The sequence below is a fragment of the Stenotrophomonas sp. AS1 genome, from assembly GCF_048957655.1.
Lineage (GTDB): Bacteria > Pseudomonadota > Gammaproteobacteria > Xanthomonadales > Xanthomonadaceae > Stenotrophomonas > Stenotrophomonas bentonitica_A.
In genome coordinates this window covers 148720-174161 of the sequence record NZ_JARVXM010000010.1, presented here as the reverse complement: position 1 = coordinate 174161, position 25442 = coordinate 148720, and the positions used below count along the sequence as shown (strand labels likewise).

Annotated in this window: 22 protein-coding genes; 11 read left to right on the top strand and 11 right to left on the bottom strand. The window is 67.4% G+C overall.

The annotated features are described in order from the left end of the window. Nucleotides 1-5 precede the first annotated feature (5 nt). Both PV764_RS19680 and PV764_RS19675 read right to left on the bottom strand, forming a co-directional pair. A complete protein-coding gene (locus tag PV764_RS19680; protein WP_421117381.1) occupies nucleotides 6-2387 on the bottom strand; it encodes a putative bifunctional diguanylate cyclase/phosphodiesterase in 2382 nt (793 codons plus the stop codon). A 223-nt stretch (nucleotides 2388-2610) separates the two neighbouring features. Then, nucleotides 2611-4554: a DEAD/DEAH box helicase gene (locus PV764_RS19675; protein WP_399622278.1), complete on the bottom strand. Its 1944-nt coding sequence runs from the start codon at nucleotides 4552-4554 to the stop codon at nucleotides 2611-2613. A gap of 268 nt (nucleotides 4555-4822) precedes the next feature. Between PV764_RS19675 and PV764_RS19670 the strand changes: the two genes are divergently transcribed. Beyond that, complete coding sequence (locus PV764_RS19670) at nucleotides 4823-5053, top strand: RNA-binding S4 domain-containing protein (protein WP_019184435.1); 231 nt, start codon at nucleotides 4823-4825, stop codon at nucleotides 5051-5053. 23 nt (nucleotides 5054-5076) lie between these two features. Here the strand turns inward: PV764_RS19670 and ubiM are convergent, their stop codons facing one another. The 4 genes from ubiM to PV764_RS19650 form a co-directional block, all read right to left on the bottom strand. Then, nucleotides 5077-6249: a 5-demethoxyubiquinol-8 5-hydroxylase UbiM gene (gene ubiM, locus PV764_RS19665; RefSeq protein ID WP_019184436.1), complete on the bottom strand. Its 1173-nt coding sequence runs from the start codon at nucleotides 6247-6249 to the stop codon at nucleotides 5077-5079. A gap of 89 nt (nucleotides 6250-6338) precedes the next feature. Further along, a complete protein-coding gene (locus PV764_RS19660; RefSeq protein WP_019184437.1) occupies nucleotides 6339-6728 on the bottom strand; it encodes an MAPEG family protein in 390 nt (129 codons plus the stop codon). Nucleotides 6729-6746: 18 nt separating this feature from the next. Next, nucleotides 6747-7277, bottom strand: a complete 531-nt coding sequence (locus PV764_RS19655) for a DUF4019 domain-containing protein (RefSeq protein WP_421117378.1) — start codon at nucleotides 7275-7277, stop codon at nucleotides 6747-6749. A gap of 59 nt (nucleotides 7278-7336) precedes the next feature. After that, on the bottom strand, nucleotides 7337-8479 hold the full coding sequence (locus PV764_RS19650; protein WP_421117407.1) for a hypothetical protein: 1143 nt from the start codon (nucleotides 8477-8479) through the stop codon (nucleotides 7337-7339). Nucleotides 8480-8656: 177 nt separating this feature from the next. Here PV764_RS19650 and PV764_RS19645 point away from each other — a divergent pair, with 177 nt between their 5' ends. The 3 genes from PV764_RS19645 to PV764_RS19635 all read left to right on the top strand — a co-directional run bounded on the left by PV764_RS19645 (nucleotide 8657) and on the right by PV764_RS19635 (nucleotide 11951). Continuing rightward, complete coding sequence (locus PV764_RS19645; protein WP_421117377.1) at nucleotides 8657-10123, top strand: AlkA N-terminal domain-containing protein; 1467 nt, start codon at nucleotides 8657-8659, stop codon at nucleotides 10121-10123. Continuing rightward, nucleotides 10120-10611 (top strand): methylated-DNA--[protein]-cysteine S-methyltransferase, encoded by a 492-nt coding sequence (locus PV764_RS19640; protein WP_421117376.1) that lies wholly within the window; start codon nucleotides 10120-10122, stop codon nucleotides 10609-10611. The genes PV764_RS19645 and PV764_RS19640 overlap by 4 nt, the downstream gene beginning before the upstream one ends. A gap of 77 nt (nucleotides 10612-10688) precedes the next feature. Beyond that, nucleotides 10689-11951, top strand: coding sequence for an ectonucleotide pyrophosphatase/phosphodiesterase (locus tag PV764_RS19635; RefSeq protein WP_421117374.1), 1263 nt, complete (start codon nucleotides 10689-10691; stop codon nucleotides 11949-11951). Nucleotides 11952-12023: 72 nt separating this feature from the next. Here PV764_RS19635 and PV764_RS19630 read toward each other — a convergent pair whose 3' ends face one another. After that, nucleotides 12024-12206, bottom strand: coding sequence for a 30S ribosomal protein THX (locus PV764_RS19630; protein ID WP_019184443.1), 183 nt, complete (start codon nucleotides 12204-12206; stop codon nucleotides 12024-12026). 118 nt (nucleotides 12207-12324) lie between these two features. Beyond that, nucleotides 12325-12744 carry a MerC domain-containing protein gene (locus PV764_RS19625; RefSeq protein WP_421117372.1) on the bottom strand — a complete coding sequence of 140 codons (420 nt, stop codon included), beginning with the start codon at nucleotides 12742-12744 and terminating at the stop codon, nucleotides 12325-12327. Nucleotides 12745-12901: 157 nt separating this feature from the next. On the opposite strand from PV764_RS19625, the gene PV764_RS19620 reads away from it, so the two are divergent. The 6 genes from PV764_RS19620 (at nucleotide 12902) to PV764_RS19595 (ending at nucleotide 20848) form a co-directional block, all read left to right on the top strand. Further along, a complete protein-coding gene (locus PV764_RS19620; protein WP_421117371.1) occupies nucleotides 12902-15103 on the top strand; it encodes a TonB-dependent receptor in 2202 nt (733 codons plus the stop codon). A 167-nt stretch (nucleotides 15104-15270) separates the two neighbouring features. After that, nucleotides 15271-15708 (top strand): hypothetical protein, encoded by a 438-nt coding sequence (locus tag PV764_RS19615; RefSeq protein WP_266084844.1) that lies wholly within the window; start codon nucleotides 15271-15273, stop codon nucleotides 15706-15708. A 357-nt stretch (nucleotides 15709-16065) separates the two neighbouring features. Continuing rightward, nucleotides 16066-17307, top strand: coding sequence for an MFS transporter (locus PV764_RS19610; protein ID WP_421117368.1), 1242 nt, complete (start codon nucleotides 16066-16068; stop codon nucleotides 17305-17307). A gap of 99 nt (nucleotides 17308-17406) precedes the next feature. Further along, entirely contained in the window at nucleotides 17407-17973 is a 567-nt protein-coding gene (locus PV764_RS19605) for a TetR/AcrR family transcriptional regulator (RefSeq protein WP_421117367.1), read from the top strand. Beyond that, on the top strand, nucleotides 17970-19655 hold the full coding sequence (locus PV764_RS19600; protein WP_019184448.1) for an MFS transporter: 1686 nt from the start codon (nucleotides 17970-17972) through the stop codon (nucleotides 19653-19655). The genes PV764_RS19605 and PV764_RS19600 overlap by 4 nt, the downstream gene beginning before the upstream one ends. A gap of 8 nt (nucleotides 19656-19663) precedes the next feature. Then, the gene (locus PV764_RS19595; RefSeq protein WP_421117365.1) at nucleotides 19664-20848 is read left to right on the top strand and encodes an HlyD family secretion protein; all 1185 of its coding nucleotides are present in this window, start codon (nucleotides 19664-19666) and stop codon (nucleotides 20846-20848) included. A 157-nt stretch (nucleotides 20849-21005) separates the two neighbouring features. Here the strand turns inward: PV764_RS19595 and PV764_RS19590 are convergent, their stop codons facing one another. Continuing rightward, the gene (locus PV764_RS19590; RefSeq protein WP_019184450.1) at nucleotides 21006-21491 is read right to left on the bottom strand and encodes a Fur family transcriptional regulator; all 486 of its coding nucleotides are present in this window, start codon (nucleotides 21489-21491) and stop codon (nucleotides 21006-21008) included. 16 nt (nucleotides 21492-21507) lie between these two features. Next, nucleotides 21508-22911, bottom strand: a complete 1404-nt coding sequence (gene gltX / locus PV764_RS19585; RefSeq protein ID WP_019184451.1) for a glutamate--tRNA ligase — start codon at nucleotides 22909-22911, stop codon at nucleotides 21508-21510. 370 nt (nucleotides 22912-23281) lie between these two features. Between gltX and PV764_RS19580 the strand changes: the two genes are divergently transcribed. After that, on the top strand, nucleotides 23282-23749 hold the full coding sequence (locus PV764_RS19580) for a hypothetical protein (protein ID WP_421117363.1): 468 nt from the start codon (nucleotides 23282-23284) through the stop codon (nucleotides 23747-23749). Between the two features lie 8 nt (nucleotides 23750-23757). Here PV764_RS19580 and PV764_RS19575 read toward each other — a convergent pair whose 3' ends face one another. Beyond that, on the bottom strand, nucleotides 23758-25344 hold the full coding sequence (locus PV764_RS19575; protein ID WP_421117406.1) for a M28 family metallopeptidase: 1587 nt from the start codon (nucleotides 25342-25344) through the stop codon (nucleotides 23758-23760). Nucleotides 25345-25442: the final 98 nt, after the last annotated feature.

The window sequence follows — 25442 nt, the reverse complement described above, 5'->3', positions numbered from 1 at the left end:
TCGCATCATGGCATGCCCCGCCAGGCGTCGGAGGACAGGCCCGCCCGCACCGGCCGTATCGCCAGCTGGGTCATCCGCTCCAGCGGGATCGGGCGCTCGATCGCATACCCCTGCAAACCCTCCACGCCCATCTGTGCCAGCTGGTCGGCCACCACCGCCGATTCGACCCACTCGGCGACGACCATCATGTGCAGCTCGCGGCCCACCTCGGTGATCGCGCGCACGGCGGCGCGGTTGACCGGATCCACGTTCATGTCGCGCACGAACACGCCATCGATCTTGAGCATGTCCGCCGGCAACTGGCGCAGATAGCCGAACGAGGACAACCCGGAGCCGAAATCATCCAGCGCCATGCGGCAGCCGCGCGCCTTGACCGCGTCGATGAAGGCACGCGCCTGGGCCAGATTGCTGACCGCGGCGGTTTCGGTGATTTCAAAGCAGAGCTTGCGGGCCAGGCCGCGGTTGCGTTCCAGCAGATCGGTGACGAAGGCCAGGAAGCTGGGCTCGGCGATCGACTGCGCCGACACGTTGACGTTGCACAGGCCCAGTTGCTGCACGTGGCTCGGGCACACCTGCAGATGCCGGAACAGCAGCGACAACACGTGCCGGTCCAGCGCCATGCCCATGCCGTAACGTTCCACCGCGCCCATGAACTCGGCCGGCCCCTGCAGGGCACCCTCCGGGCTGCGCATGCGCACCAGCACTTCGTAATGCAGGAACTCCGGATCGCCGACCCGCTCGATGCGCTGGGCATACAGCAGCATGCGGTTCTCGGCCATCGCGCTGGAGACATTGGCCAGGCGCTCGGCTTCGCGCCGACGTTCGTCCAGCGCCATGCGGCTTTCGTTGTAGCAATGCACACGGTTGCGACCGGCCTCCTTGGCGGCATAGCAGGCGCTGTCGGCCGCGCTCATCAGCCAGTTCACATCTGGTGCCTCGGCAGTCACTTCCACCACGCCGACGCTGCAGCTCACCCGGGGGGCGCCGTCGCCGTGATGCAGGCTGACCTGGCCCAGCGTGCGGATCACCCGTTGCAGCACCTGCTTGGCCTCGTCCTGGCCGGCGTTGGCCAGGAACAGGGCAAACTCGTCCCCGCCCAGGCGGCCCACCCAGTCGCCATCGCGCACGGCGCCGACCAGGTAATCGGCGAAACTGCGCAGCAGCTGGTCGCCTGCGGCATGGCCGAGCCCGTCGTTGACCAGCTTGAAGTAATCCAGATCGATGTAGCACAGCGAGTGGATCCCGCCCTCGGCGCGTACCGCCACCAGCGCCTGATCGAGCAGCCGCTCGATCTCGCGGCGGTTGATCAGCCCGGTCAGCGGGTCATGACTGGCGTGGTGTTCCACTTCCCGCGCCAGCGCATGGTTCTGCGAGACATCCTCCACCAGCGCGAACACCGCCGGCGCGCGCGCCCGGGTATGCACCACCGTCCCGCTCCAGCGCCCCCACATCAGGCTGCCATCGGCGCGCAGGAAGCGCAGCTCGCCCGGGCGCAGCTGGCGTGGCCAGTCGATCCGGCCGCGCTCGTCCAGAACCAGTTCCCCCTCCACCAGCAGATCGGCCAGCGACAGGCTGAGCAGCGCCTCACGGCGATGGTCGAGGATATCGGCCATGGCCTGGTTGGCCTCCATGATGCCGCCCTCCTCGTCGAGCTTGAGCATGCCGACCGTGGCCTGGTAGAACGCCGCGCGGAACCGGCTTTCCTGCTCGGTCAGGTCGTTGCGCACGCGCCGCGCGAGCAGCACCGCGATCAGCGTGATCGCCAGCACCGACAGCCCCCCGACGATGAAGGTGGTCATGCGCACCATCGCCGCGGTATGCAGCAACGCGCTGGAGAACGCCCGCGCCTGGTTCTGCATGTCCACGTCCAGCGCCTGCACCCGGCGCAGCAGTGCCTGCTGTACCGCCGGGGTCAGGCTGCCGGCGGCGTGTCCGGCCTGGACCCGGTCGGTGATGGCCACCAGCTGCAGCAGATCGTCGTCGGTGTCGCGCCACAGGCGCACCGCGTCGCGGAAATACGGCTGATCGCGCAGGTAGCGATACGACAGGATCAACCGGTTGATGTCGCCGCGGGCGTTGCCGCCTTCGATGAAGCCCCGGCGTGCGGCAGCGATGTCCGGGGCGGCCTGTTCCAGTGCACGGCGGGCGGTGAGGTCGCCCAGCGGCACCCGCAGCGCCTGCCGGGTCAGCGCAAGATCGGCCGGATCGGCCGAGGTGATGTACCGCGACAGCGCGTGGGTGGCCTGCTGCTGGCCGCGCGACCAGTGGCTCTGGCCCATGATCCATGCGGTGGAGGCCGCCTGCAGCTCCTGGATCAGGGCGGAAATGCCGACCAGGCCGATGGCCATGCCGGTCAACAGCACGAAGCGCAGGGTCAGGCCCCGCATGGAATACGGTATCGCGGTGCCGCCACTCTCCCTGCGACCTCCATACATCGCCGATCCCCCCGGGGCTGCGGATGTGGAAACTCATTCCATTGGAGCATGGTCCAACCCGCAGGCTAGGGCCAGTGTTGTTGAGACGGCGCGAAACCGGTGGCCAGGGACGTGGGGGCCGGAAACGACGACGCCAGCCCGGAGGCTGGCGTCGCGTCGATCACCCGAGGGGGGATCAGAAGTTGCGCGGACCGCGCGGCTTGAAGCCATCACGGCGCGGCGGACGGTCGTTGCCGCCGGGACCGCTGCGCGGGCCACCCGGACCACGCGGCTTGCCCTGGCCGAACTTCGGCTTGAACGCCGGACGCGGCGACGGGGTCAGGTCTTCACCCGGCTCGACCTTGCGCATCTGAAGCTGCTGGCCCGAGACCCACACCTTCTTCAGGTGGGTCAGCAGGTCCTGCGGCATTTCGGCCGGCAGGTCCAGCACCGAGAAGTCGTCGTGGATGTCGATGCGGCCGATGAAGCGGCTTTCCAGCCCGGCTTCGTTGGCGATCGCGCCGACGATGTTGCCCGGCTTCACACCGTGCACGTGGCCCACTTCGATGCGGAAGGTTTCCATGCCCGGCTCGGCGGCACCGCGCGGGGCGATGTCACGGCGCGGTGCGCGCTCGAAGCCGCCTTCGCTGTTGCCGAAGTCGCCTTCCGGACGCGGCGGGCGCGGGCCGCGGTCGTCTTCACGACGCGGGCCACGCTCGAAGCGCGGCTCGAAACGGGCCGGGCGCTCGCCACGGTCGTTGCTGCGCTCGTTGCGCTGGTGCGGCGCACGCTCTTCACGGGCACCACGCACCGGCGGGGTCAGCAGGAACGGCGAATCGCCCTGCAGCAGCTTGGCCAGTGCAGCGGCGATGTCGATCGCCGGCACGTTCTTCTCGCCTTCCAGCTTCTGCAGCAGGTCGCGGTAGAACTCGGTACCACCGGCATCCAGGGCATCGCTGATGCGGCTCATGAACTTGGTGATGCGGGTATCGTTGACCGCATCCACGCTCGGCAGCTGCATTTCTTCGATCGGCTGGCGGGTGGCGCGCTCGATCGCACGCAGCATGCCCTTTTCGCGCGGGGTGGCGAACAGGATCGCGTCACCGGTGCGGCCGGCACGACCGGTACGGCCGATGCGGTGCACATAGCTTTCGGTGTCGTACGGGATGTCGTAGTTCAGCACGTGGCTGATGCGCTCCACGTCCAGGCCACGGGCGGCCACGTCGGTGGCCACCAGGATGTCCAGCTTGCCTTCCTTGAGCATGCCGATGGTGCGTTCGCGCTGGGCCTGCTGCATGTCGCCGTTGATGGCGGCCGCGGCCAGGCCACGTGCCTGCAGCTTCTCGGCCAGCTCTTCGGTGGCCGCCTTGGTACGCGAGAAGATGATCATCGCGTCGAAGGGTTCCACTTCCAGGATGCGGGTCAGCGCGTCCAGCTTGTGCATGCCGCTCACCCACCAGTAGCGCTGGCGGATGTTGGCCGAGGTCGTCGTCTTGCTGACGATGGTGACTTCAGCCGGGTTCTTCAGGTAGGTCTGCGCGATGCGGCGGATCTGCGACGGCATGGTGGCCGAGAACAGGGCGACCTGGCGGGTCTCCGGCAGCTTCTTCAGCACGGCTTCGACGTCGTCGATGAAGCCCATGCGCAGCATTTCATCGGCTTCGTCCAGCACCAGCGTCTTCAGCTCGGACAGGTCCAGGGTGCCGCGCTCGAGGTGATCGATCACACGGCCCGGGGTACCGACGATGACGTGCACGCCACGGCGCAGGGCCTGCAGCTGCTGGCCATACGGCTGACCGCCGTACACCGGCAGCACGCGGAAGCCGGGGATGCCGGAGGAATAGGTCTGGAACGCCTCGGCGACCTGGATGGCCAGTTCGCGGGTCGGTGCCAGCACCAGCACCTGCGGCTTGGTCTGGTTGAAATCGAGGTTGGACAGCACCGGCAGCGCGAAGGCGGCGGTCTTGCCGGTACCGGTCTGGGCCTGGCCCAGCACGTCACGGCCTTCCAGCATCGCCGGAATGGTGGCGGCCTGGATCGGCGAGGGGGTTTCGTAACCGACGGTGGCGACGGCCTGCATGACAGCGTCGGACAGGCCGAGATCTGCGAACCGCAGCGGCGTGGTGGAATCTTGGGACATGGGGAACTCCGAAACACCGCCGTTTTACGCGGCAGTGAGATAAAAAAGGGGGATGGTCCGCGCTTTGGGCGCCCTTTCTTATCGCGTGCCCTGGCGCTGCTCGGTCGGAGGAGAATTCACTCACTCAGGGGGCGATGATACCGCATCGTTCCTGAACAACGTGTACAGATTGCCACGTGGATGCCGTTCTGCCGCGTGCTGGCGCACAATACGCGCCCTCTCCCGGCCGGGCCCAACGCCCGCGCCTCTTCCCAGGATACCCGTTTTCATGCAGACCCTCGAATTTGAACTGGACCGCGACTACGTCGAGCTCAAGCAGCTGCTCAAGCTGGCCGACCTGGTCACCAGCGGGGGCGAAGCCAAGACCGTGATCGGCGACGGCCAGGTCCTGGTGGATGGTGAAGTGGAGCTGCGCAAGGCCTGCAAGATCCGCGCGGGCCAGCAGGTGCAGTTCGCCGACACCGTCATCCACGTGATCGCCGACAGCGACGCGCCCTGACCCTGTGTGACGACCAACGGTCGTCACCTACCGGTGAGGTGGGCGGCGATCAACTGGCGGAACGGGGCCACGCCGTGCGCCAGCCGCAGCCCGGCCCGGCGCAGGAGCCGCGCCGGCAGGCGGTCATCGGTATACAGCGAGGCGATCGCATTGGTCGCCTCGTAGAGCGGCCGCGAGGCCAACCGGTGGCCGCGCTCGTACGCGGTCAGCCCGGACGGCGCGGCGATGTCGCGCCCCTGCCCCGCCGCCCTGCGCACGATCCCGGCCAGCCGATGCTGGCTCTGCAGGCCCAGATTGAAGCCATGGGCCGTCACCGGATGCATGCCGACCGCGGCATCGCCGATCAACGCGCAGCGGTCGCCGGCGAACGCGTGCGCGTAAACGCCCACCAGCGGATACGCGACCGGCGTGGCCAGCGGCCGCATCGCGCCCAGTCGATGCTCGAAGAACGCGCTGATGCTGCGGCCGAAGTCGCCTTCGTCCTGGGCAATCAAGCCTGCGATCTGGCGCGGCGGCAGGGTGATCACCGCCGAGGCCTGGTCGCCGTTGAGTGGCAGCAGCGCCATCGTGCGGCCATAGCCGAACCACTCCCAGGCCGTGTGCCGGTGCGGCACCTCGATCTGCATCCGGCACACCAGCATCGATTTACCGAAGTCGCGCATCTGCGCCCCGATCCCCAGCAGGCGACGGGTCGCGGAGAAGCGGCTGTCAGCGGCGACCACCAGGCGCGCGGCCAACTGGCGGCCATCGGCCAGGGTGACCGTGCTGTGGGTGGGGCCGGGGGCGACGGCCGTCACGCTGGCCTGGTCCACGATGTCCAGCCCGGCCTGGCCCTGCACGCTCTGCCACGCGGCGCGGCGGATCAGATGATTGGGCACCAGCCAGCCCAGGTCATCGCCGGTACGCTCGTGCGCAGCGAAGGTCAGCGCGAACGGCGAGCCGCCGTCCATCACCTTGGCATCGCGCAGCGGGGAAATCTCGGCCGGGTCCAGCCGCTCCCACAGGCCCAACGATTCCAGGATCTGGCGCGAGGCGTGGGTCAGCGCGATCTCGCGGCCATCGAAGGCCGGGTCGGCCAGCGCCGCGCGCGGCTGCTGTTCGATCAGCGTCACGCTCAGGCCGGTATCGGCCAGCGCGCGTGCGAAGCACAGCCCGGTCGGGCCGGCACCCACCACCACCACATCCACAGACTGCATGATCCCATCCTGCCGTTACGTGTCAGGTGCAGCTTAGCGCCGTGGCGTCGGCGCCGTCCTTGATCTGGATCAGGCGCGCCAGCACCGGTTCACAGCAACGCCCACAGCAGCATCACGATGCCCAGCAGCGAGACCAGCCACACCAGGCTGCGCACATAAGGCACGCCGGCGGCGTACAGCGGCAGGTAGATCAGGCGCGCCCAGAAATACAGCTGCACGGCCACGGCAGTCATCCCATCCTGGCGCTGGGTCAGCACCACCGCCAGCACCGCGGCCGCAAAGAACGGGAAGGTTTCCATGAAGTTGCTCTGCGCGCGCTGCAGGCGGCCGGCCAGCGGGCCCGGCGGTGGCATCGGCTGATCGCGCGCGGAGGCGTTCCAGCCGATGCCGCGCTCGCGGGTGATCAGCGTGGAGGGCGCGAACACGTGCACCAGACCGAGCACCATCGACCACACCAGCATCTGGATCTCGATACTCATCTGCGCAGGCTCCGGCAATCAGGGGGTGGCGGCACGCACGCTGTAACCGGCCAGGCGCCAGATGCGGTCTTCGTCGAACCGGAAGGAGACCAGTTCGCGCACCGGCTGGGCACTGTTGGCAAAGCGTGTGGGGAAACTGACGTTGATGTAGAGCCCTTCGGGAACGGTTGCCCCGGCGGCGTACTTGACCCGGGTCACCACCGGTTGGCCGCGCGAGGCCAGTGCGCCAAGACGTTGGCGATCAGCGCTGAGCTGGCTGACGAACGCCTGCTCGGTCACCGACTTCTTCGCCACGGCCGAAGCGCCTTTCCACGCCTCGCCGGCGCGGTTGGCATCGACCAGCTTGGCCACCTGCAACGCGGCGGCGGTCATTTCCGCATCCTGCTTCTGCACCTGCGCCTGCTGCGCCGGGCTCAGTGCCGGACGCGCTGCGGGCGCGGCCGCAGGCGCGGAGCGTGCCGGCGCGGGTGCAGGGGTGGCCGGTGGTGGCGCCTGGGCCAGCGTGGCGAAAGGCAGCAGAGCGGACAACAGCAGCAGCGGAACACGCATCAGGACACCGTTGGCTGGAAGGAACGGGCCCAGTCTACGGGAAGCACGTGAGTCCTCCGTCAGTTGCGTTCGGCGGCCTCGGCCGATGCCGGACGGGCGTCACCGAGGGTCCGCTCGGCGGTCTCCGGCTGGTCCGGGGCCACGGTGGTCGGCAGCAGAGTGGAGACATCGATTTCCGACAGCGGACTCTCGTCCGGACACGTCTCGTCGGGGAAACCGAAGCGCTGCTTAAGCGCCTGCCCGCAGCTGTTGACGGCCTCCAGCTCGCTGCCCTCGCGCTTGCACTCCTGATCGAAGGCGACCAGGAAGGCATCCTTGCGGCGCACGAACGCATCGCCGCATTTGCGCATCTGCTTGATCCGCTCCAGATCGTCCTGCACGGCGTTGGTGCCGTCCAGCCCGAACTGACGCAGCTCCTCGGCGGTCAACAGGCGCAGGCTGCGGTTGGGCACGGTCATCATCAGGTCGGCCACGCCCACCGCCACGCCGTTGCGCTGCAGGTAATCCTTCACGTTGTCATAGACCTCGTGGAGTTCGCGGTTGAGTTCAGCGCGCGAGGTCGCCTTGGAACTGATCCGCATCATGCGATGGATGCCGACCTTGCCCGAGACCAGCCGGTTGTCGCCGGCGGCGAGCACGAACACGCAGGCACTGTGGCAGACCGAGCCTTCGCGCACCCAGATCGTCCAGTTGGATTCACCGATGCGGTCGCCGGCCACGATGGCGGCTTCGACCTGGCCGCCACTGGAATCCAGGTCCAGGATGCGCCGCGAAATCCGCTGCGCATCGGCGACCACCGCCAGCCGGGCGACCAGCTCGGAGAAGCCCGGATTGATCTTGCCCACATAGCGCACGCGCAGCAGGCCGCGCTCGGCGCAGGGCTGCAGCGCGGCCTCGATGCTGGCCCGGTCCAGCGCCTCCAGCGGGGCGCCATCGCCGGCGTCACCGGCGTAGTCGGTATCGCAGCTGATCCACGCCTTGCCGTTTTCCAGCGCGGCCTGCGGCCAGCTCAGATCGCCCCGCTTGGGCGCGGGCGGCGGCGGTGGCGGCGCATCGGCTGCATTGATGGACACCATGTGATCGCCATCGGCCGTCTGCGCCCGCACGGCCTTGTCGGCGGCGGTGACATTGCCCGGGTTCTCCAGCTGGCTGCAACCGGCCAGGCCCAGGTACAACAACGGCAACCACCACGACTTGAGCAACATGGACAACCCGGAATCCTTGCAAGGGGGGAATGCGCGGCAAAATGAGCGCGCACGCACAGTCTAGTGCGCGGCCGGCGCATCGCGGCAACCTGCCCTGAACCGGGCGACCCTGGCATGGCATTGCTGTCCGAAAATGGCGAGCCAGGCCCGGGCGGCGGGCATAGACTGGCCCCCATGGAGACCGCCCTGCCCCTGGACCACACCGCCTGCGAACGTGCCCGCCTGTCCCGCGACGCGCGCTTTGACGGGGTGTTCTTCACCGCCGTGCGCAGTACCGGCATCTACTGCCGTCCGGTCTGCCCGGCACCGGCGCCGAAGCCTTCCAATGTCACCTACTACCCGACCGCGGCCGCCGCAGCGGCAGCCGGTTACCGCCCCTGCCTGCGCTGCCGTCCCGAGCTGGCGCCCGAGGCCCAGGACGCGCTGGACAATGAAACCCTGCAGCGCGCGTTGGCGCTGATCCATGAGGGTTATCTGCAGGATCAGCCGGTCGCCGATCTGGCCGCGCACGTCGGCCTGAGTGCCCGCCAGCTGCAGCGCCTGTTCGTCGCCCGCCTCGGCGCCGCGCCAGCGCAGATCCACGCCACGCGGCGGCTGCTGCTGGCCAAGCAATTGCTGACCGAAACCGCGCTCCCCGTGACCGATGTCGCGATGGCATCGGGCTACAACAGCCTGCGCCGTTTCAACGCGGCCTTCCTGGATGGCTGCGGCATGCCCCCGACCGCGATCCGCCGCCAGCGTGGCGCGCTGACCGATGGCGCGCTCACGCTGCGCCTGGGCTATCGGCCGCCGCTCGATTTCACCGCGATGCTCGGTTTCCTGCGCCGCCGCGCGATTCCCGGCATCGAGCAGATCGGCACGGACAGCTACCAGCGCGTGATCGGGCCGCCCGAGCGCCCCTCACTGCTGAGCGTGACCGCCGATCCACGGCGCCCCGAACTGCTGCTGCAGCTGGGCCAGGTCGATCCGCGCGCGATTCCGGGCATCGTCCGGCGCGTGCGGCGCATCTTCGATCTGGATGCAGATCTGCTCAGGGTGCACGCCACGCTGATGCAGGAGCCGCTGCTCGCTGCGGGCATCGCGCAGCGCCCGGGGCTGCGCGTGCCCGGCGGTTGGGATGGCTTTGAAGTGGCCGTGCGCGCCGTGCTCGGCCAACAGGTCAGCGTGGCCGCCGCCGCGACGCTGGCACGCCGCGTGGTGGACCGCTTCGGGGCCACCCTGGAAGGCATGCCGGCAGGACTGGACCGCCAGTTCCCCTCGCCCGCGGTGCTGGCCCAGGCGCCGCTGGAAACGATCGGCCTGCCGCGTACCCGGGCCGCCACCGTGCGCGGTGTCGCCCAGGCGGTGGTCGAGGGCCGGCTCGATTTTGGCGTCGGCCAGTCGTTGGCCGGCTTCGTCGAACGCTGCGTCGCCCTGCCCGGGATCGGCCCATGGACCGCACACTACATCGCGCTGCGCGCCTTGGCCCTGCCCGATGCGTTCCCCGCCGGCGATCTGGTCCTGCAACAGGTGCTCGGCTATGGCACGCGCTTGAGCGAGCGCGCCACCGAGGCACGTTCGCAATCGTGGCGCCCCTGGCGCGCCTACGCCGTTCTGCACCTGTGGCACCTGGCCACCCCTGCTCCGGGAGTTCCCTCATGACCCTGCTCTACGACACCTTCGACAGCCCGATCGGCGCCCTCACCGTGGCCGGCGACAGCCAGGGCATCCACCACATCCTGTTCCAGAACAACCTTTACGACGCCAAAGGCCGCGAGCACTGGCAGCGCGACGCCCACGCCCTGCGCGGCGCACGCGGGCAGCTGCTGGAGTACCTGCGCGGCGAACGCATGCGCTTCGATCTGCCACTCGCCCCGCACGGAACGCCGTTCCAGCTGCGCGTGTGGAAAGCGCTGGCCGATATTCCCTTCGGCCAGACCTGGAGCTACGTCGAACTGGCGCGTCACATCGATCACCCCACCGCCAGCCGCGCAGTCGGTGCCGCAAATGGCCGCAATCCGCTGCCGATCGTGCTGCCCTGCCACCGCGTGATCGGCGCCGGGGGCGCATTGACCGGTTTCGGCGGCGGACTGGAAACCAAGGCGGCCCTGCTGCAGCTGGAAGCCCGGCACGATTCATTGTTCGCGTAGCTGCAGGTCATGCGTCATGCGTGGCGTGTGCCATTGGTTGTCTTCGACGCGTCACCGCCACGCACTATCATGGCGCGATGATTTCCGCTCGCCTTTCCCTGGCGCTTGCCGCCGCTCTTTCGTTGGCCGCCTGCGCCACGACATCATCCACCCCGCCTGTCGCGCCTGTCGCCAGCGCAGCGCCGAGTGTCCCGGCCGCGCAGCAGAAAGTGCTGTTGATCTCCATCGATGGCCTGCGGGCGGACATGATCGATCGGGGCATCACCCCGAACATCAGCCGGCTTGTCCAGGAGGGTGTGCGGGCGCAATGGATGACACCGTCGTATCCGGCACTGACCTTTCCCAATCACTACACGATCGTGACCGGACTGCGCCCGGATCACCACGGCATCATCCACAACAGCATGCACGAGGACGGACTGGGCCAGTTCCAGCTGCACATGCGCGATTCGGTGGCCGACTCGCGCTGGTGGGGCGGTGAGCCGATCTGGGTCGGTGCGGAAAAGGCCGGCCTACGTACTGCCGTGTGGTCCTGGCCTGGCAGCGAAGCCGCGATCCAAGGCATCCGCCCCAGCCAGCTGCATGGTTACGATGAAGCCGTGGCCCTGCCCGATCGCGTTGACCAGGTGCTGGGCTGGCTGGGCCAGCAGGGCCCGCAGGCGCCGCGCCTGGTCACGTTGTACATGGAGCAGGTCGACAAGGCCGGCCACAATCACGGCCCGGAATCTCCGGCGTACGCCGCCGCGGTGGCATTGGCCGACAGCGCGCTGGGTCGCCTGCTCGATGGTCTGCAGGCCGAAGGACTGGCCGATACCACCAACGTGATCCTGGTGTCCGATCACGGGATGGCCAGCGTACCGGCTGGCCACGTGGTGGCGACCGAAGACATGATCGATCCGACGATTGCCCGCGACATTTCGGTAGGGCAGTCGATCGGGTTCGCGCCCTTGCCAGGCAAGCAGGCCCAGGCCGAGCAGATCCTGCTGGGCGCGCATGCGAACTACGATTGCTGGACGCGTGAAACCCTGCCGGCGCGTTGGAAGTACGGCAGCAACCCGCGCATTCCACCGATCATCTGCCAGATGCATGAGGGCTGGGATGCCCTGACCCGGGAGCGGATGGCCAAACGCGGCCCAGGTGACCGGGGTTCGCACGGCTATGACAACGCCCTGCCGTCGATGCGCGCGGTGTTCGTCGCGCGCGGTCCGGCATTCAAGCAGGGGCAGTCGCTGCCTGCCTTCGACAACGTGGATGTGTATCCGCTGCTGACCCGCCTGCTCGGCATTCCGGCCGCACCCAATGACGGCAACCCCGAGCGCCTGCTGCCCGCATTGCGCTGAGGCGATCCCGGCGCGCAGGCAAAAAAAAACGCGGCGCAAGCGCCGCGTTTTTCATGGACCCGCCTGGCTGGATCAGCCGGCCTTGGCCACCGCTTTCTTGGCAACGGCCTTCTTGGCCGGCGCCTTCGTCACGGTCTTCTTGGCAACCGGCGCAGCTGCGCCCACGGCCGCCTTGCTCACGACGTGCGAACGCGAATTGCCGTAGCTGGCATTGAAGCGCTTGCCCTTGGCGGTCTTGCGGTCACCCTTACCCATGTCGTAACTCCTTAGTCTGAATGCTGCGAAATCTGATTACCCCGTACTGACACGGGTTCGGCGGGGCCGCCCTCTCAGGCGCCCCCGCGCACGATCGGAAAGCCTACCATGCGCGCTCTCAATGAGCACAGCTGGCGTCGTGGACGTGGCCGTGGCCGTGGTTCAGCCGCAGATTCACCAGATGGGCCACACCGACCAGCACGCCGCCCAGGGTCATCACCACCGCATGCGGCACCGCCGAGTGGTGCAGCGGGTCGTACAACAGCCCCGCCCAGAGGGCGCTCAGGCCTGGAATCAGGAAGCCCAGCGCGCGCAATGCGCCATGACGGCGCCAGCCCCAGACCAGGCTGAACAGGCCCAGCAGGGTGACGAAGCTGACCAGGGCCAGCTCCACCCCGTCGCTCATCCACACGGACAGGCCGAGCGATGGCGCAGCGGCCAGCAGCACCGGAAGCACAGCGCAGTGCACGGCACACAGCAGCGAGCCGGTGGCACCGAAACGATCCAGCAGATGGCGAACTCGAGCGAACAGGGGCATGACTTCCAGCAGGGTCGGCGAAGCGTTATGGAATAATATAACATCAATCCCGACGCGCACCCTGCCTCCCCCTGACTTGCCCTCTACCCGTCCCATGACGGGATTCGCGCGCCCCACCATTGATATATTGTAACAATTGACCGAAGGCCCTTGCCCTATGCGCTCCAGCTCCCTCCTGCTCAAACCCCATGCCCTCTCCCTGGCCCTTGCCGCGGCGATGCTGCCTTCGCTGGCGCTTGCCGCCGATGACGCCAGCAGCCACCGTGACCGTCACCTGACCGAACTGTCCACCGTGAAGGTCACCGCCTCGCCGCTGCAGGGCGATGCCGAATCGCTGGCCCGCCCGGTCGACGTGCTGGCCGGTGAGCGCCTGGACGAGCAGAAGGCCGGCACCCTTGGCGACACCGTGGCCAAGCTGCCCGGCGTGCAGAGCACGTTCTTCGGCCCCGGTGTCGGCCGCCCGATCATCCGGGGCCAGGAAGGCCCGCGCGTGGCGGTGCTGTCCAACGGCATGGGCAACATGGATGCCTCCACCGTGAGCGCCGACCATGCCACCAGCATCGAACCCTTCCTGGCCGATCAGATCGAAGTGCTCAAAGGCCCGGCCACCCTGCTGTTCGGCAGCGGCGCAATCGGTGGTGCGGTGAACGTGGTCGATGGCCGCATCGCCCGCGAACTGCCGGACCGTCCGCTCAGCGGCCGCGCCGAACTGCGTGGCAACTCGGTCAACGACGAGCGCAGCGGCATGTTCCGGCTGGATGGTGTCAGTGGCAACGTCGTGCTGCATGTCGATGGCCTGGTCCGCAATGGCGATGACTACCGGATTCCCGGCTATGCCGTGATCGATGGCCTGGAAGACCACAGCGGCCACGACCACGAGGAAGGCGATTCGGACGAGCCGCGCCGCGGCCGCCTGGACAACAGCTCGGTCCGCACCCGCGCCGGCGGCGTCGGTGCCACGTGGCTGGGCGATGACGGCTACTTCGGCGTCTCGGCCAGCACCTACCGCACCAACTACGGCATTCCCAACGGCGCGCACGTGCATGCCGAGGACGACCACGGTCATGACCACGATCATGATCACGACCATGGCGACGAGGAAGAAGGCGACGAGCATGACGTCCGCATCGACATGGTGCAGAACCGCTTCGAGACCAAGGCCGGCATTTACAACCCGGTCTCGTTCCTGAAGAACATCAACGCGCGCGTGGCCTATACCGACTACGAACACGTGGAGCTGGAGGCGGGCACCCCGGCCACCCGCTTCACCAACCGGGGCATCGAAGGCCGCCTGGAAGCCGTGCAGGAGCAGATCGGCGGCTGGGATGGCGCGTTCGGCCTGCAGTTCGGCAACAGTGATTTCGGTGCCAAGGGTGAAGAGGCGTTCGTTCCGGATACCGGCACGAAGAACATCGGCCTGTTCGTCCTGCAGGAAAAGCAGTTCGGCCCGTTCAAGCTGGAACTGGGCGGCCGCCACGACCAGGTCAAGCTGGACCCGACCGGTGATTACCGCGCCCGCAGGTTCGACGCCACCAACCTCTCCGCGGCCGGAATCTGGACGCTCAACGATGCCGTCGACCTGCGCTTCGGCATCGACAGTTCCGAGCGCGCCCCGACCAACGAAGAGCTGTACGCCGCAGGTGCGCACATCGCCACCCGTTCGCTGGAAATCGGCGATGCCAACCTGAAGACCGAGCGCGGCCAGCGCGTCGAGCTGGGCATCCACACCCACAGCGACCGCGTCGACTTCTCCGCCTCGATCTACCAGACCAGGTTCAAGGACTTCATCTACCTGGCCGACACCGGCGTGGTCGAATCGCTGCCGGTCCGCCTGTGGACCCAGCAGGACGCCACCTTCAAGGGGGCCGAAGCCGAAGCCCTGTTCCACCTCTTCGAAGGCAACGCGGGCGACTGGGACCTGCGCGTGTTCGGCGATTACGTGAAAGCCGAACTGGATGGCAGCGGCAGCCGCAGCGTCGACATCGCCGTCCCGCACGGTGACCACAACCACAACTACACCGTGGACCTGGCCAACACCGGTTACCTGCCGCGGATCGCGCCGGGCCGGGTGGGCGCGGACCTGCGCTGGTCGCGTGACGGCTGGCGGGCATCGGTGGGCGCGGTGCGTTACAGCAGCCAGAAGGATGTGGCGCAGAACGAGGATCCGAGCAAGGGCTACACGCTGGTGGACGCACACCTGGCCTACCGCTGGGACCGCAACGACAGCAATAGTTACGAGATCTTCCTGGACGGCAGCAACCTGACCAACCAGGAAGTGCGCCCGCACACCTCGCTGCTGCGCGACTACTCCCCCCTGCCGGGCCGCGGCGTCGCCTTCGGCATCCGCGCGTACTTCTGATCGACTTGCGGGATTTCTGTATCGCTAAAGGGGGGCCGAATGGCCCCTCCTTTTGTCGCAAATGGCACGAACTTCAAGGAGTGGTGCGCCTCCACCAGATCCCCATCGGCGCCTCAGCTAGACTTATCCAGAATGCGATTCAATGTACAACTGTAGGAGACATCCACATGGCTCTGAGCCTCGGCGCGGATCTGGAAGAGCGCTTCCTTGCCATAGCCAAGCGCGGGAGAACCGCGTGGCTGACGGGAGATATTGCTGAGGCGGAGCATCATTTCCTTGAAGGCTGGGGAATGATCCCTGAGCCGAAATCTGCGTATGACTACGGGCAGATGTCATCGTATGGCATTGCGGTCTTCTATCGCGACACCGCCCAGTTTGAGAAGGCCAAGGAGTGGGCAGCGATGGCCAGAAACACTTATGGAGAAGGCGAAGCCTCGACCGAGTACATGGATGAGCTTGCCGCCACCATCGAGTTCGAATCGGGAAACCTGGATGCGGCCTTCGCCCTGTTCGAGCCTCAGTATCGGAAGTACGGCCGTCGCGTCTTTGAGGGCCATAAGAAGGAGTTCATCGATTTTATCAAGAGCAGAAAGAAGACAGGATAAGCGCCCAGCGCGTGGAACTTGGCATCCGCCTCCACAGCGAGCGCCTGGACTTCTCTGCGACTACCAGACCAAATTCACGGACTTCATCCACCTGGCCGACACCGACGCTAACGAAAACCTGCCGGTCCGTCCGCGCCTTGACTCAGCGGGACGCGGTGTTTCCGCGGATCCTCGGCGTCGCGTTCGGCATCCGCGCGTACTTCTGATCGATTCATTGGGTGGTTGTGTTACCCGAGGGGGCCGAAAGGCCCCCTTTTTTGTGCGCGGCCATCGGCGTGCTATGCCCTGCCCGCACACTGTGGCAACGTGCACACCGAGCGTGCCGTTCGCCCACGCCCTGCCCGCCGGAGCCGACGCATGAGCACGTCCACCACCGCTGCCCGCGCCCCTACCCTGCACTGGGCCCTGCTGGTCGCCGCCTCGGCCATTCTCATGGTCACCATGGGCGTGCGCCAGACCTCCGGCCTGTATGTCGATCCCATCCACCGCGGCACCGGCGTCAGCATCGTCGAGATCAGCTTCGCGCTGGCCATCGGCCAGTTTGTCTGGGGCGCGGTGCAACCCGTCTTTGGCGCCGTTGCCGACCAGCGCGGCGCATTGCCCGTGCTCATCGTCGGCGCCCTGCTGCTGGCCGCCGGCCTGCTGCTCGCACCGCTGCTGACCAGCCCGCTCGGCATGACCTTCACCCTTGGCCTGCTCATGGCCGCCGGTGCCGGGGCCGGCAGTTTCTCCGTGCTGATCGGCGCTACCGCGCACCGCCTGCCGGCCGAAAAACGCTCGTTCGCCGCTGGCCTCATCAATGCCGGCGGCTCGCTGGGCCAGTTCGTGTTCGCGCCGCTGGTCCAATGGATCATCGGCACCGCCGGCTGGGCCCGCGCCATGATCACGATGGCCGTCATCACCCTGCTCTCAGTGCCCTTGGCCTGGCCGCTGCGGCGTCGCGCCGGTGACCATGCGCCTGCTGCCGGTGCCACCGATGACGGGGGCCTGCGCGCACAACTGCGCATCGCCCTGCGCGACCGCAGCTACTGGTACCTGCACCTGGGCTTTTTCACCTGCGGCCTGCACATCGCGTTCCTGGTCACCCATCTGCCCGGCGAAATCGCGCTGTGCGGCCTCTCGCCCACCGTCGCCTCGTCCTCCATCGCCCTGATCGGCCTGTTCAACGTCGCCGGCAGCCTGATCATTGGCGCGCTCGGTCAGCGCTACCGCATGAAGTACCTGTTGTTCTGGATGTACACCAGCCGCGCCGTGATGATCGGCGTCTATCTCGTCTCGCCGCCGACACCGCTGACCTTCTACCTCTTCTCCGCCGCGCTCGGCTTCACCTGGCTGGCCACCGTTCCGCCCACCGCCGGCCTGGTCGGCAAACTGTTCGGCCCGCGCTACCTCGGCACCCTGTTCGGCCTGACCTTGCTCTCGCACCAGCTCGGCGGCTTCTTCGGTGCCTGGCTCGGCGGCCTTGCCTTGGCGCATACCGGCAACTACCTGTGGATGTGGTACGCCGACATGGGCCTGGCCATCCTTGCTGCGCTGGTCAACCTGCCGATCCGTGAAGCCCGGATGGGCGGCTGTCACGGCGTGGCCGCCCCGCGCTGAGCTCACCTGCCGTCGACATTGCCAAGCGCGGGCCAACCAAGGCGCGCGGTAAGCGACATCTCCCCTTCCGCCCCGGACAGTTCTGTCCGATGATGGCGCATGCCTACCCAACGTGCCGATGCGGCGGCCCGCCGCGCCCAGATCCTCGACGCTGCCGATGCCGTGTTCGGCCAGCATGGCGTGAACGCACCGCTGGACCTGGTGGTCGAACGCGCCCAGGTCGGCCGGGCCACGCTGTACCGCAACTTCCCCGACCGCACCGCACTGGTCGAGGCGCTGCTCCAGCGCACCGTCAACCGCATCGCGCGCCAGGTACAGAGCCTGGGCGATCGCGACGACGCGCTGTTCGAGGTGCTCGAAGGCATGGCCAACCGAATCGTCCAGTCGCCCGCGCTGTCGGACTACTGGCGCGCGGTGGATCCAGATCAGATCCCGATCCGGACCGCGCGCGAGACCATCTACGAACTGCTGCGCGAACCGATCGCCCGCGCGGTCGCCGCCGGCCTGTGCCGCCCGGACCTGGAAACGACGGACATTTCACTCATCTCAGGCATGCTGGGAGCCGCGCTGCGTGGCAAGACGCGTGACGAACGCGCCCGGCTGGCCACGCGCGCCCTGCAATTGCTGCGTGGCGGATTGCGGGGGCCTGCCGACGGGGAGGGATGATGCCGCAGTACCTCAAGCCGGTTCCGGACTGGGAGGAGCACGAAAAACCGACCCTGCCGGGCTCGGCTTCGATGCCGTGGCATCCGCCGCACCGCCGCCTCGCCTATGCCCTGGTCGCGCTGCTGGTCGGCATCACCGGCGGCCTGGGCAACGCCCTGGTCAGCGCCAACCTGCCGTTCCTGCAGGGCCAGCTCGGGCTGACCCCGGCGCAGGGCAGCTGGCTGGTGGCCGCCTATGCGATGGTCAACGTCACCGCCAATCTGCTCGCCTTCAAGTTCCGCCAGCAGTACGGCATCCGCCTGTTCGCCGAGATCGGGCTGGGCCTGTATGCCGCGCTTGCGGTACTGCACCTGTTTGTCGGCACCTTTGAAACCACCGTGCTGATGCGCGCGGCCAGCGGCTTCGCCGGCGCGGCCTGCAGCACCCTGGGCACGCTGTACATGCTGCAGTCGCTGCCGCGCAAATACACCGGCAACCTGCTGGTGATCGGCGTCGGTATCGCGCAGTTGGCCGTGCCGATCGCCTGGCTGGTCTCGCCGGGCCTGGTCGATACCGGGCAGTGGCACAACCTGTATCTGTTCGAGGCCGGCCTGGCGCTGTGCGCATTCGCCGCCGTCGTGGTGCTCAAGCTGCCGCCCGGTGCGCAGATCAAGGCCTTCGAGCCGCTGGACTTCCTCACCTTTGCCCTGCTTGCCCCCGCGGTCGGGTTGCTCGTGGTGGTGCTCGCGCAGGGCTACACGCGCTGGTGGCTGGACACGCCATGGCTGGGCTGGGCGCTGGTCGCCTCGATCGCGCTGTCCACCACCGCTTTCATCATCGAACACTACCGCCGCAATCCGCTGCTGCAGACGCGGTGGTTGGCCAGCCTGCCGGTGATCCACTTCATCATCGGCGCGTTCCTGATCCGCTTCCTGACCACCGAGCAGTCCTACGGCGTGGTCGGCCTGATGCGCACGCTGGGCATGGGCCCGGACCAGATGCGCCCGTTGTTCGCGGTGATCCTGGCCGGCGTGATCACCGGCATCGCCGCCAGCTCGCTGACCTTCGGGCCGAAGCGGCTGATCCCGCAGTTGCTGATGGCGATCCTGCTGCTCGGCAGCGCCGCCCTGCTCGACCAGAGCCGCACCAGCCAGGACCGTCCGCACGACTTTTTCGCCAGCCAGTTCCTGGCCTCGGTCGGTGCCGGCATGTTCATGGGACCGCTGATCATGCTCGGCATCACCCAGGCGCTGAAACAGGGCGTGGACCACATGATCACCTTCCTGGTCACGCTCTCCATCACCCAGACCCTGGGCGGTCTGGCCGGCTCGGCCGTGCTGGGCACCTATCAGCTGCACCGCGAACAGGTGTATTCCGGCGCGCTGGTCAGCCAGCTGGATCCGGCCGACAACGTGGTCGCCCAGCGCCTGAAGCAGCAACAACAGGTTTACGCCAGGCTGATCACCGATCCGGTGCAGCGCAGCGCGCAGGGCACCGCGCAGCTGGCCCAGATCACCCGCCGCGAAGCCAACGTGCGCGCGTTCAATGACGTGTTCGCGCTCAGCGGCCGCGTCGCGCTGGTCTTCCTTGGCTGGTTGCTGCTGCTGGCGGTCCGCACCGCCGTGCTCAAGCAATGGCGCAAACGCCACGCGCCGACACCTCCCCTTTCCGCGCCGACGCCTGGCAGCGTCGCGCCCCGATGAGCCCGCCCATGTCGACCCAACCTCCGCACGACGATAACGCCCCGGAAAACGTCAATCCGCCGCCACCGACCGACGCCGCGCCCGCTCCCGCGCCGCCACCGGCGGCCGCGCCCTCCGGCGTGCCCAAGTACCTCAAGCCCAGCCTGCGGAGTGTCATCATCATGATCGTGATCGCGCTGATCGGCATCGCACTGATCCTGCGCGCGTGGTCGCTGTGGCCGTTCGAAACCTCGCGGGTGACCACCGACAACGCCTATGTGCGCGGCCAGATCACCGTGCTGGCACCACAGGTCAGCGGCTACGTCACCGAGGTGCTGGTGAAGGACTTCCAGCACGTCAAACAAGGCGAACCGCTGCTGCGCATCGACGACCGCATCTACCGCGAGAAAGTCGTCCAGGCCGAAGCCGATCTGGACAGCGCCAAGGCAGCACTGGCCAACTCCGATCAGTCGCAGGCGCAGAACCGCGCGCAGATCCAGGCGGCGCAGGCCAACCTTTCCGCCGGCCAGGCCGAGCTCTCGCGCTCGCGCACTGAACTCAAGCGCTACGAAGAGCTTGCCGCCCAGCAGCTGATCGCCCTCAACGACCGCGACAAGTTCCGCACCACCACCCAGTCCGCGCAGGCCAGCGTGCTGCAGTCGCAGGCGCAGATCCGCATCGCCGAAGAAACCCTGACCTCCACCCAGGTTGCCCGCAAAGGCCTGGAAGCCCGCGTCGAAACCGCCCAGGCCCAGCTGGAGCTGGCGAAGATCGACCTCGCCAACACCGTGATCCAGGCGCCGCGCGACGGCCAGGTCAGCGAGGCCTCGGTGCGCCTGGGCCAGTACGTCACGGCCGGCTCGCAGCTGCTGTTCCTGGTGCCCGACGCCCTGTGGGTGGTGGCCAACTTCAAGGAAGGCCAGACCTGGAAGATGCGCATCGGGCAACCGGCCACCTTCTCCGTGGATGCCTTCGACGGTCAGAAACTGCATGGCCACATCGAACAGATCGCCCCGGCGACGGGCTCGGAGTTCAGCGTCCTGCGTCCGGACAACGCCAGCGGCAACTTCACCAAAGTGGTCCAGCGCCTGCCGATCCGCATCGCCATCGACCCCGACCAACCGCTGGCCCCGCGCCTGCGCCCCGGCATGTCGGTGATCGTCAAGGTGGATACCGCCGCGGAAGTGCATGAGCCGGCCGGTGCGAAGCGGTGATGCGCTTGCAGCCTTTCCTCGCCCCAGGCTGCGTTACATCCGCTCTCGTGCAGAAACGAAAACGCCGCGCAGATGCGCGGCGTTTCAACATCAACAGCGTACCGACCAACGGTCGGTACCTACCGGCAGATGCAGCACCCCACGGTCGGTACCTGCCTTACCCCGCACACCGCGCGCACAGGCCATGCACTTCCAGCGTCTGCGCCTGCGGCTGGAAACCGAGCTCCTTGGCCCGCTTTTCCAGCTGACTGACAATCTCCTTGTCCTCCAGCTCCACCGCGCTGTGACAGCTGTTGCAGATCAGGAACGGCACCGAATGCTGGGCACTGCTCGGATGGTGGCAAGCCACGAAGGCATTCACCGATTCCAGCTTGTGCACAAAGCCATTGGCCATCAGGAAATCCAGCGCGCGGTACACCGTCGGCGGGGCGTCGGCACCGACGCCCTTGCCATTGCGCACCCACTCCAGCAACTCATACGCCTTGACCGGTTTCCCGGCCTCGGCGATCAGGCGCAGCACGTTCGCGCGGATCGGCGTCAGCCGCAGCCCGCGTTCCGAGCACACGCGTTCGACCACCTTCACGAAGTCGGAGGCGTCGTGAACGTGATGGTGCGGAGCGGTACAAGCGGTCTTGGCGGACATGCGCGGTCTCCTGTGGTCAGGCCGTCGGTACTTTAGTGAGTGCGACCTCGATGCGTTTCAAGGCCTCTTCACGCCCGGCCAGGAACACCGTCTGCGAAATGTCGGGGCTGACCTGGGTGCCGGTGATGGCCACGCGCAGCGGCTGCGCCACCTTGCCCATGCCGATCTCCAGCGCAGTGGCGACGTCGTGCAGTGCCGCCGAAACGCTCTCCACCGTCCACTCGCCGGCCGCGCCCAACAGCTCGCGGGCCTTGCCCAGCGCCAGTTCCGCACCCGGCTTGAAGTGCTTGGCCACCGCCGCTTCGTCGTACTCGGTCAGCGGCTGATACCAGACCACCGCCTTCTCGGCCATTTCCTTCAGCGTCTGCACGCGGTCGCGCAGCGCCACCACCACGTCCGCCGGCGCGGGACCAGCGTTCAGATCCAGGCCCAGCTTGTTCAGCTGGTAGACCAGGTGCGGGGCAATGCTGTCCGGCGCTTCGGTCTTCAGGAAGTGCTGGTTGACCCAGCCCAGCTTGGCCATGTCCAGGCGCGCGGCCTTGGAGTTGCAGTTGGTCACGTCGAACAGATCGATCAGCTCCTGGCGGCTGAACAGCTCCTGGTCACCGTGCGACCAGCCCAGCCGGGCCAGATAGCTCAGCAGCGCGTCGGGCAGGTAGCCGGCGTCCTTGTACTGCATCACATCGGCCGCGCCGGTGCGCTTGGACAGCTTGGCGCCCTGCTCGTCCAGGATCATCGGCATATGGCCGAACTTCGGCACGGGCGCACCAATGCCCTCGTACAGATTGATCTGGCGGGGGGTGTTGTTGATGTGGTCGTCGCCGCGGATGACCTCGCTGATGCGCATGTCCCAATCATCCACCACCACCGCGAAGTTGTAGGTGGGGAACCCGTCCGGACGGAAGATCACCATGTCGTCCAGTTCGCTGTTGGCGATCTCGATACGGCCCTTGATCAGGTCGTCGAACACCACCGTGCCCTCCAGCGGATTCTTGAAGCGGATCACGCGGTTCGGGTCGTCCTTGTACGGCAGGCCCAGATCGCGCGCGGCGCCGTTGTAACGCGGCTTTTCCTGCTTGGCCATGGCGGCCTCGCGCATCGCGTCCAGTTCTTCCTTGGTCTCGTAGGCGTAATACGCCTTGCCCTGCGCGACCAGCTGCTCGGCCACTTCCTGGTAACGGGCCACGCGCTGGGTCTGGTAGATCGGGCCTTCGTCATAGCCCAGGCCCAGCCATTCCATCGCCTCCAGGATCGCGTCGATCGCGCCCTGGGTGCTGCGCTCGCGGTCAGTGTCTTCAATGCGCAGCACGAATTCGCCGCCACGGTGACGGGCCTCCAGCCAGCAGTACAGCGCAGTGCGGGCGCCACCGATGTGCAGGTAGCCGGTGGGACTGGGGGCAAAACGGGTGCGGCAGGTCATGGGGGGCTCAGGGCGGGAAACGGAATCCCGGCAATTTTACCTGTCCGGGCCGGACCCTGCCTAAATCGGATAATCCCTACTGCCTACTGGGCGTGGACATGCTCTGATGGCGGGGTTGCCCGCTTTTCATCAATCGACCGTGACAATCTCCCGCCTTGAGCCGCCTTCCCTGCACCACACCGCCACACGCGCTGTCACCGCCCTGATCCTGCTCGCTGCGCTGGGCGCGTGTTCTGCACCGGGCACCGATGGCGCGGTGGCTGCCTCAGTGGCCACGACCCCACCCGCCCAGCAAGCGGTACCGGCGGACGCCGGGTCCAGCGCGTCCACGCGGCCACCCGGCACGGCCCCTTCGGGGACGCTCGCTCGCATGCAGACGCCAGCCGTCAACGCCTCGACGGCAGCCGGCGACACGGAACGGGCGCTCGGCCTGGCTGATGGCTTGGCTTCGGATGAGCTGCGGCAGTTGCTTATTGACGGCCCGCGCTTCGACCAGGCCATGGCGGCGCTGGACCGCGCCTACGCCACCGATGGGGACGCGCAGGACGTTCGCAGCAGCTATCAGCATGCCTTGCAGCAACGGCTGGGCACCGGCCCGGACGCGCCGCGGCTGAGCCGCCTTCACTGCGGCATTTCCCATTGTCTCGGCGAGATCACCGGCACGCTGGAGAATCCGTCCGTGCTGTTTGGCGCCCCCCGTGATGCGGTAGGCCGTCAGTTGCCGGTCAACGAGGCGATGGTGCGCAGCATTCTGGCCGCAGAAGGCGGGCCCACAGGCTACCGCCTCGCCTTCTCGCTCGATCCCACGCCCCGCACCGGGCCGTCGACGGCCCGGTAGACCGTGCCTCAGGGGGTCAGCAACGGCTTGCGCGGCAGCTTTTCATCGCGCATCGCCGCGTTGTAGACGAACGAAGCCACGATCGCGGCGGCCTGCTTCAGGTCCTCCGGCTCGGCGTGGTCCCAGGTATCCAGGTTGCTGTGGTGGACGTTGGTGAAGTAGTCCAGCCGATCCTGGATGAACTGGAACCCGGGCAGGCCGACGCGATCGAACGCGATGTGGTCGGTGCTGCCGGTATTGCGGGTCGCCACGGTGGTCGCGCCCACGTCATGGAACGGGGCCAGCCACGCTTCGAAGATCGGCACCGCGGCCAGGTTCTCCTGCGCGTAGATGCCGCGGAAGCGGCCCGAGCCGTTGTCCATGTTGAAGTACGCCGAGAACTTGTCGTAATCGCGCTGGCGCTGCAGGGCGCCGGTGGGTTCACGCATCGAGGCCGGCAACTTGAGCTGCGCCGGGTCGGTCGGTTCGGGGTAGCGCGCGAAGTGCCTGGACACGTAATCCTGCGAGCCGATCAGGCCCTGCTCCTCGCCACTCCACAGCGCCACGCGGATGGTGCGCTTGGGCTTGGCACCCACCGCCTTGAGGATGCGCATGGCTTCCATCATCACCGCCACGCCGGCGGCATTGTCGGCTGCGCCGGTGCCGGTGTGCCAGGAGTCCATGTGCGCGCCCAGCATGACGATCTCGTCCGCCTTGCCGCTGCCGCGGATTTCGGCCAGCGTGTTGTAGCCGGGCTTGTCCTGCTCGTCGGTGAAGCGGGCCTCGACATTCACGCGCAGCTTGACCGCCTGCTTCTGGTCCACCGCGCGCACCAGCTGGTTGTAGTGCTCGGCCATCATCGCCAGCTCGGGCACACCGACCGGTTCACCGGCCTTGCGCGAGCCGCCGCCACCGACACGGATGATGCCATTGTCCCAGCCGCTGATGCTGATCGTGGCCAGCACGCCCTGCTCGGCGAAGAACGCATTGGTGGCGCGGGTCAGTTCCTGCTTTTCAAGGTATTCCTTGGCCTTCTTGGCACGGTCGGCCTTGGCATCGGCGACGTCCTTGGGCACCGCGAAGACCTGCAGCTCGGCCAGGCCGGCGTCGTCGTGGCGGTGCGAATCGGACGTGGTGGCCCGCTCGTAATCGCGTGCATCGTTGAGCAGCAGGATCTTGCCGGCGAGCTTGCCCTTGTACTGATCCAGGTCGGCCAGCTTCTTGATCTCGACCTTGATCACCTCGCCTTCCACGGGGCCGTTGGTGCCCGGGGTCCAGGCCTTCGGCAGCGCATACAGCGGCGCCACGCGCGGGCTCAGCAGCTCCACGCTGGCGTTGCTGAACTCCCAGCCGCGGCCGAATGCATCGAAGGCCTCGTCATGCACATTGACCAGGCCCCACTCGTTGAACTTGCTGCGGGTCCAGGTATTGGCCTCGCCCATGGCCGGGGAATTGGTCAGGCGCGGACCGATCTGCTCGGTCAGATGGCTGAAGGTCGCCATTACCTGCGACCGGTGGAAGGCTTCCTGGCGGATGCGGCTGACCATGTCCAGGTCCACCGTTTCCTTCGTCTGTGCATCGGCGACGCCGCTCAATGCCAATGCCACGCTCAACATGCCCCACTTGAACACGATTACCCCCGCCTCTCGGCCAGACCACGAACAATCCCCGAGTCTATCCAGCACGGGGCCGGTGCCCCCGGGCCAAGAGTCAT

What these genes read in the sequence shown, in the direction of transcription:
- PV764_RS19670 (WP_019184435.1), top strand. Translation starts at nt 4,823, where the DNA reads ATGCAGACCCTCGAATTTGAACTGGACCGCGACTACGTCGAGCTCAAG.
- PV764_RS19620 (WP_421117371.1), top strand. Translation starts at nt 12,902, where the DNA reads ATGCGCTCCAGCTCCCTCCTGCTCAAACCCCATGCCCTCTCCCTGGCC.
- PV764_RS19635 (WP_421117374.1), top strand. Translation starts at nt 10,689, where the DNA reads ATGATTTCCGCTCGCCTTTCCCTGGCGCTTGCCGCCGCTCTTTCGTTG.
- PV764_RS19590 (WP_019184450.1), bottom strand. Translation starts at nt 21,491, where the DNA reads ATGTCCGCCAAGACCGCTTGTACCGCTCCGCACCATCACGTTCACGAC.
- PV764_RS19575 (WP_421117406.1), bottom strand. Translation starts at nt 25,344, where the DNA reads ATGTTGAGCGTGGCATTGGCATTGAGCGGCGTCGCCGATGCACAGACG.
- PV764_RS19610 (WP_421117368.1), top strand. Translation starts at nt 16,066, where the DNA reads ATGAGCACGTCCACCACCGCTGCCCGCGCCCCTACCCTGCACTGGGCC.
- PV764_RS19605 (WP_421117367.1), top strand. Translation starts at nt 17,407, where the DNA reads ATGCCTACCCAACGTGCCGATGCGGCGGCCCGCCGCGCCCAGATCCTC.
- gltX (WP_019184451.1), bottom strand. Translation starts at nt 22,911, where the DNA reads ATGACCTGCCGCACCCGTTTTGCCCCCAGTCCCACCGGCTACCTGCAC.
- PV764_RS19595 (WP_421117365.1), top strand. Translation starts at nt 19,664, where the DNA reads ATGTCGACCCAACCTCCGCACGACGATAACGCCCCGGAAAACGTCAAT.
- PV764_RS19580 (WP_421117363.1), top strand. Translation starts at nt 23,282, where the DNA reads ATGCAGACGCCAGCCGTCAACGCCTCGACGGCAGCCGGCGACACGGAA.
- PV764_RS19675 (WP_399622278.1), bottom strand. Translation starts at nt 4,554, where the DNA reads ATGTCCCAAGATTCCACCACGCCGCTGCGGTTCGCAGATCTCGGCCTG.
- ubiM (WP_019184436.1), bottom strand. Translation starts at nt 6,249, where the DNA reads ATGCAGTCTGTGGATGTGGTGGTGGTGGGTGCCGGCCCGACCGGGCTG.
- PV764_RS19615 (WP_266084844.1), top strand. Translation starts at nt 15,271, where the DNA reads ATGGCTCTGAGCCTCGGCGCGGATCTGGAAGAGCGCTTCCTTGCCATA.
- PV764_RS19600 (WP_019184448.1), top strand. Translation starts at nt 17,970, where the DNA reads ATGATGCCGCAGTACCTCAAGCCGGTTCCGGACTGGGAGGAGCACGAA.
- PV764_RS19625 (WP_421117372.1), bottom strand. Translation starts at nt 12,744, where the DNA reads ATGCCCCTGTTCGCTCGAGTTCGCCATCTGCTGGATCGTTTCGGTGCC.
- PV764_RS19655 (WP_421117378.1), bottom strand. Translation starts at nt 7,277, where the DNA reads ATGCGTGTTCCGCTGCTGCTGTTGTCCGCTCTGCTGCCTTTCGCCACG.
- PV764_RS19640 (WP_421117376.1), top strand. Translation starts at nt 10,120, where the DNA reads ATGACCCTGCTCTACGACACCTTCGACAGCCCGATCGGCGCCCTCACC.
- PV764_RS19630 (WP_019184443.1), bottom strand. Translation starts at nt 12,206, where the DNA reads ATGGGTAAGGGTGACCGCAAGACCGCCAAGGGCAAGCGCTTCAATGCC.
- PV764_RS19645 (WP_421117377.1), top strand. Translation starts at nt 8,657, where the DNA reads ATGGAGACCGCCCTGCCCCTGGACCACACCGCCTGCGAACGTGCCCGC.
- PV764_RS19680 (WP_421117381.1), bottom strand. Translation starts at nt 2,387, where the DNA reads ATGCGGGGCCTGACCCTGCGCTTCGTGCTGTTGACCGGCATGGCCATC.
- PV764_RS19660 (WP_019184437.1), bottom strand. Translation starts at nt 6,728, where the DNA reads ATGAGTATCGAGATCCAGATGCTGGTGTGGTCGATGGTGCTCGGTCTG.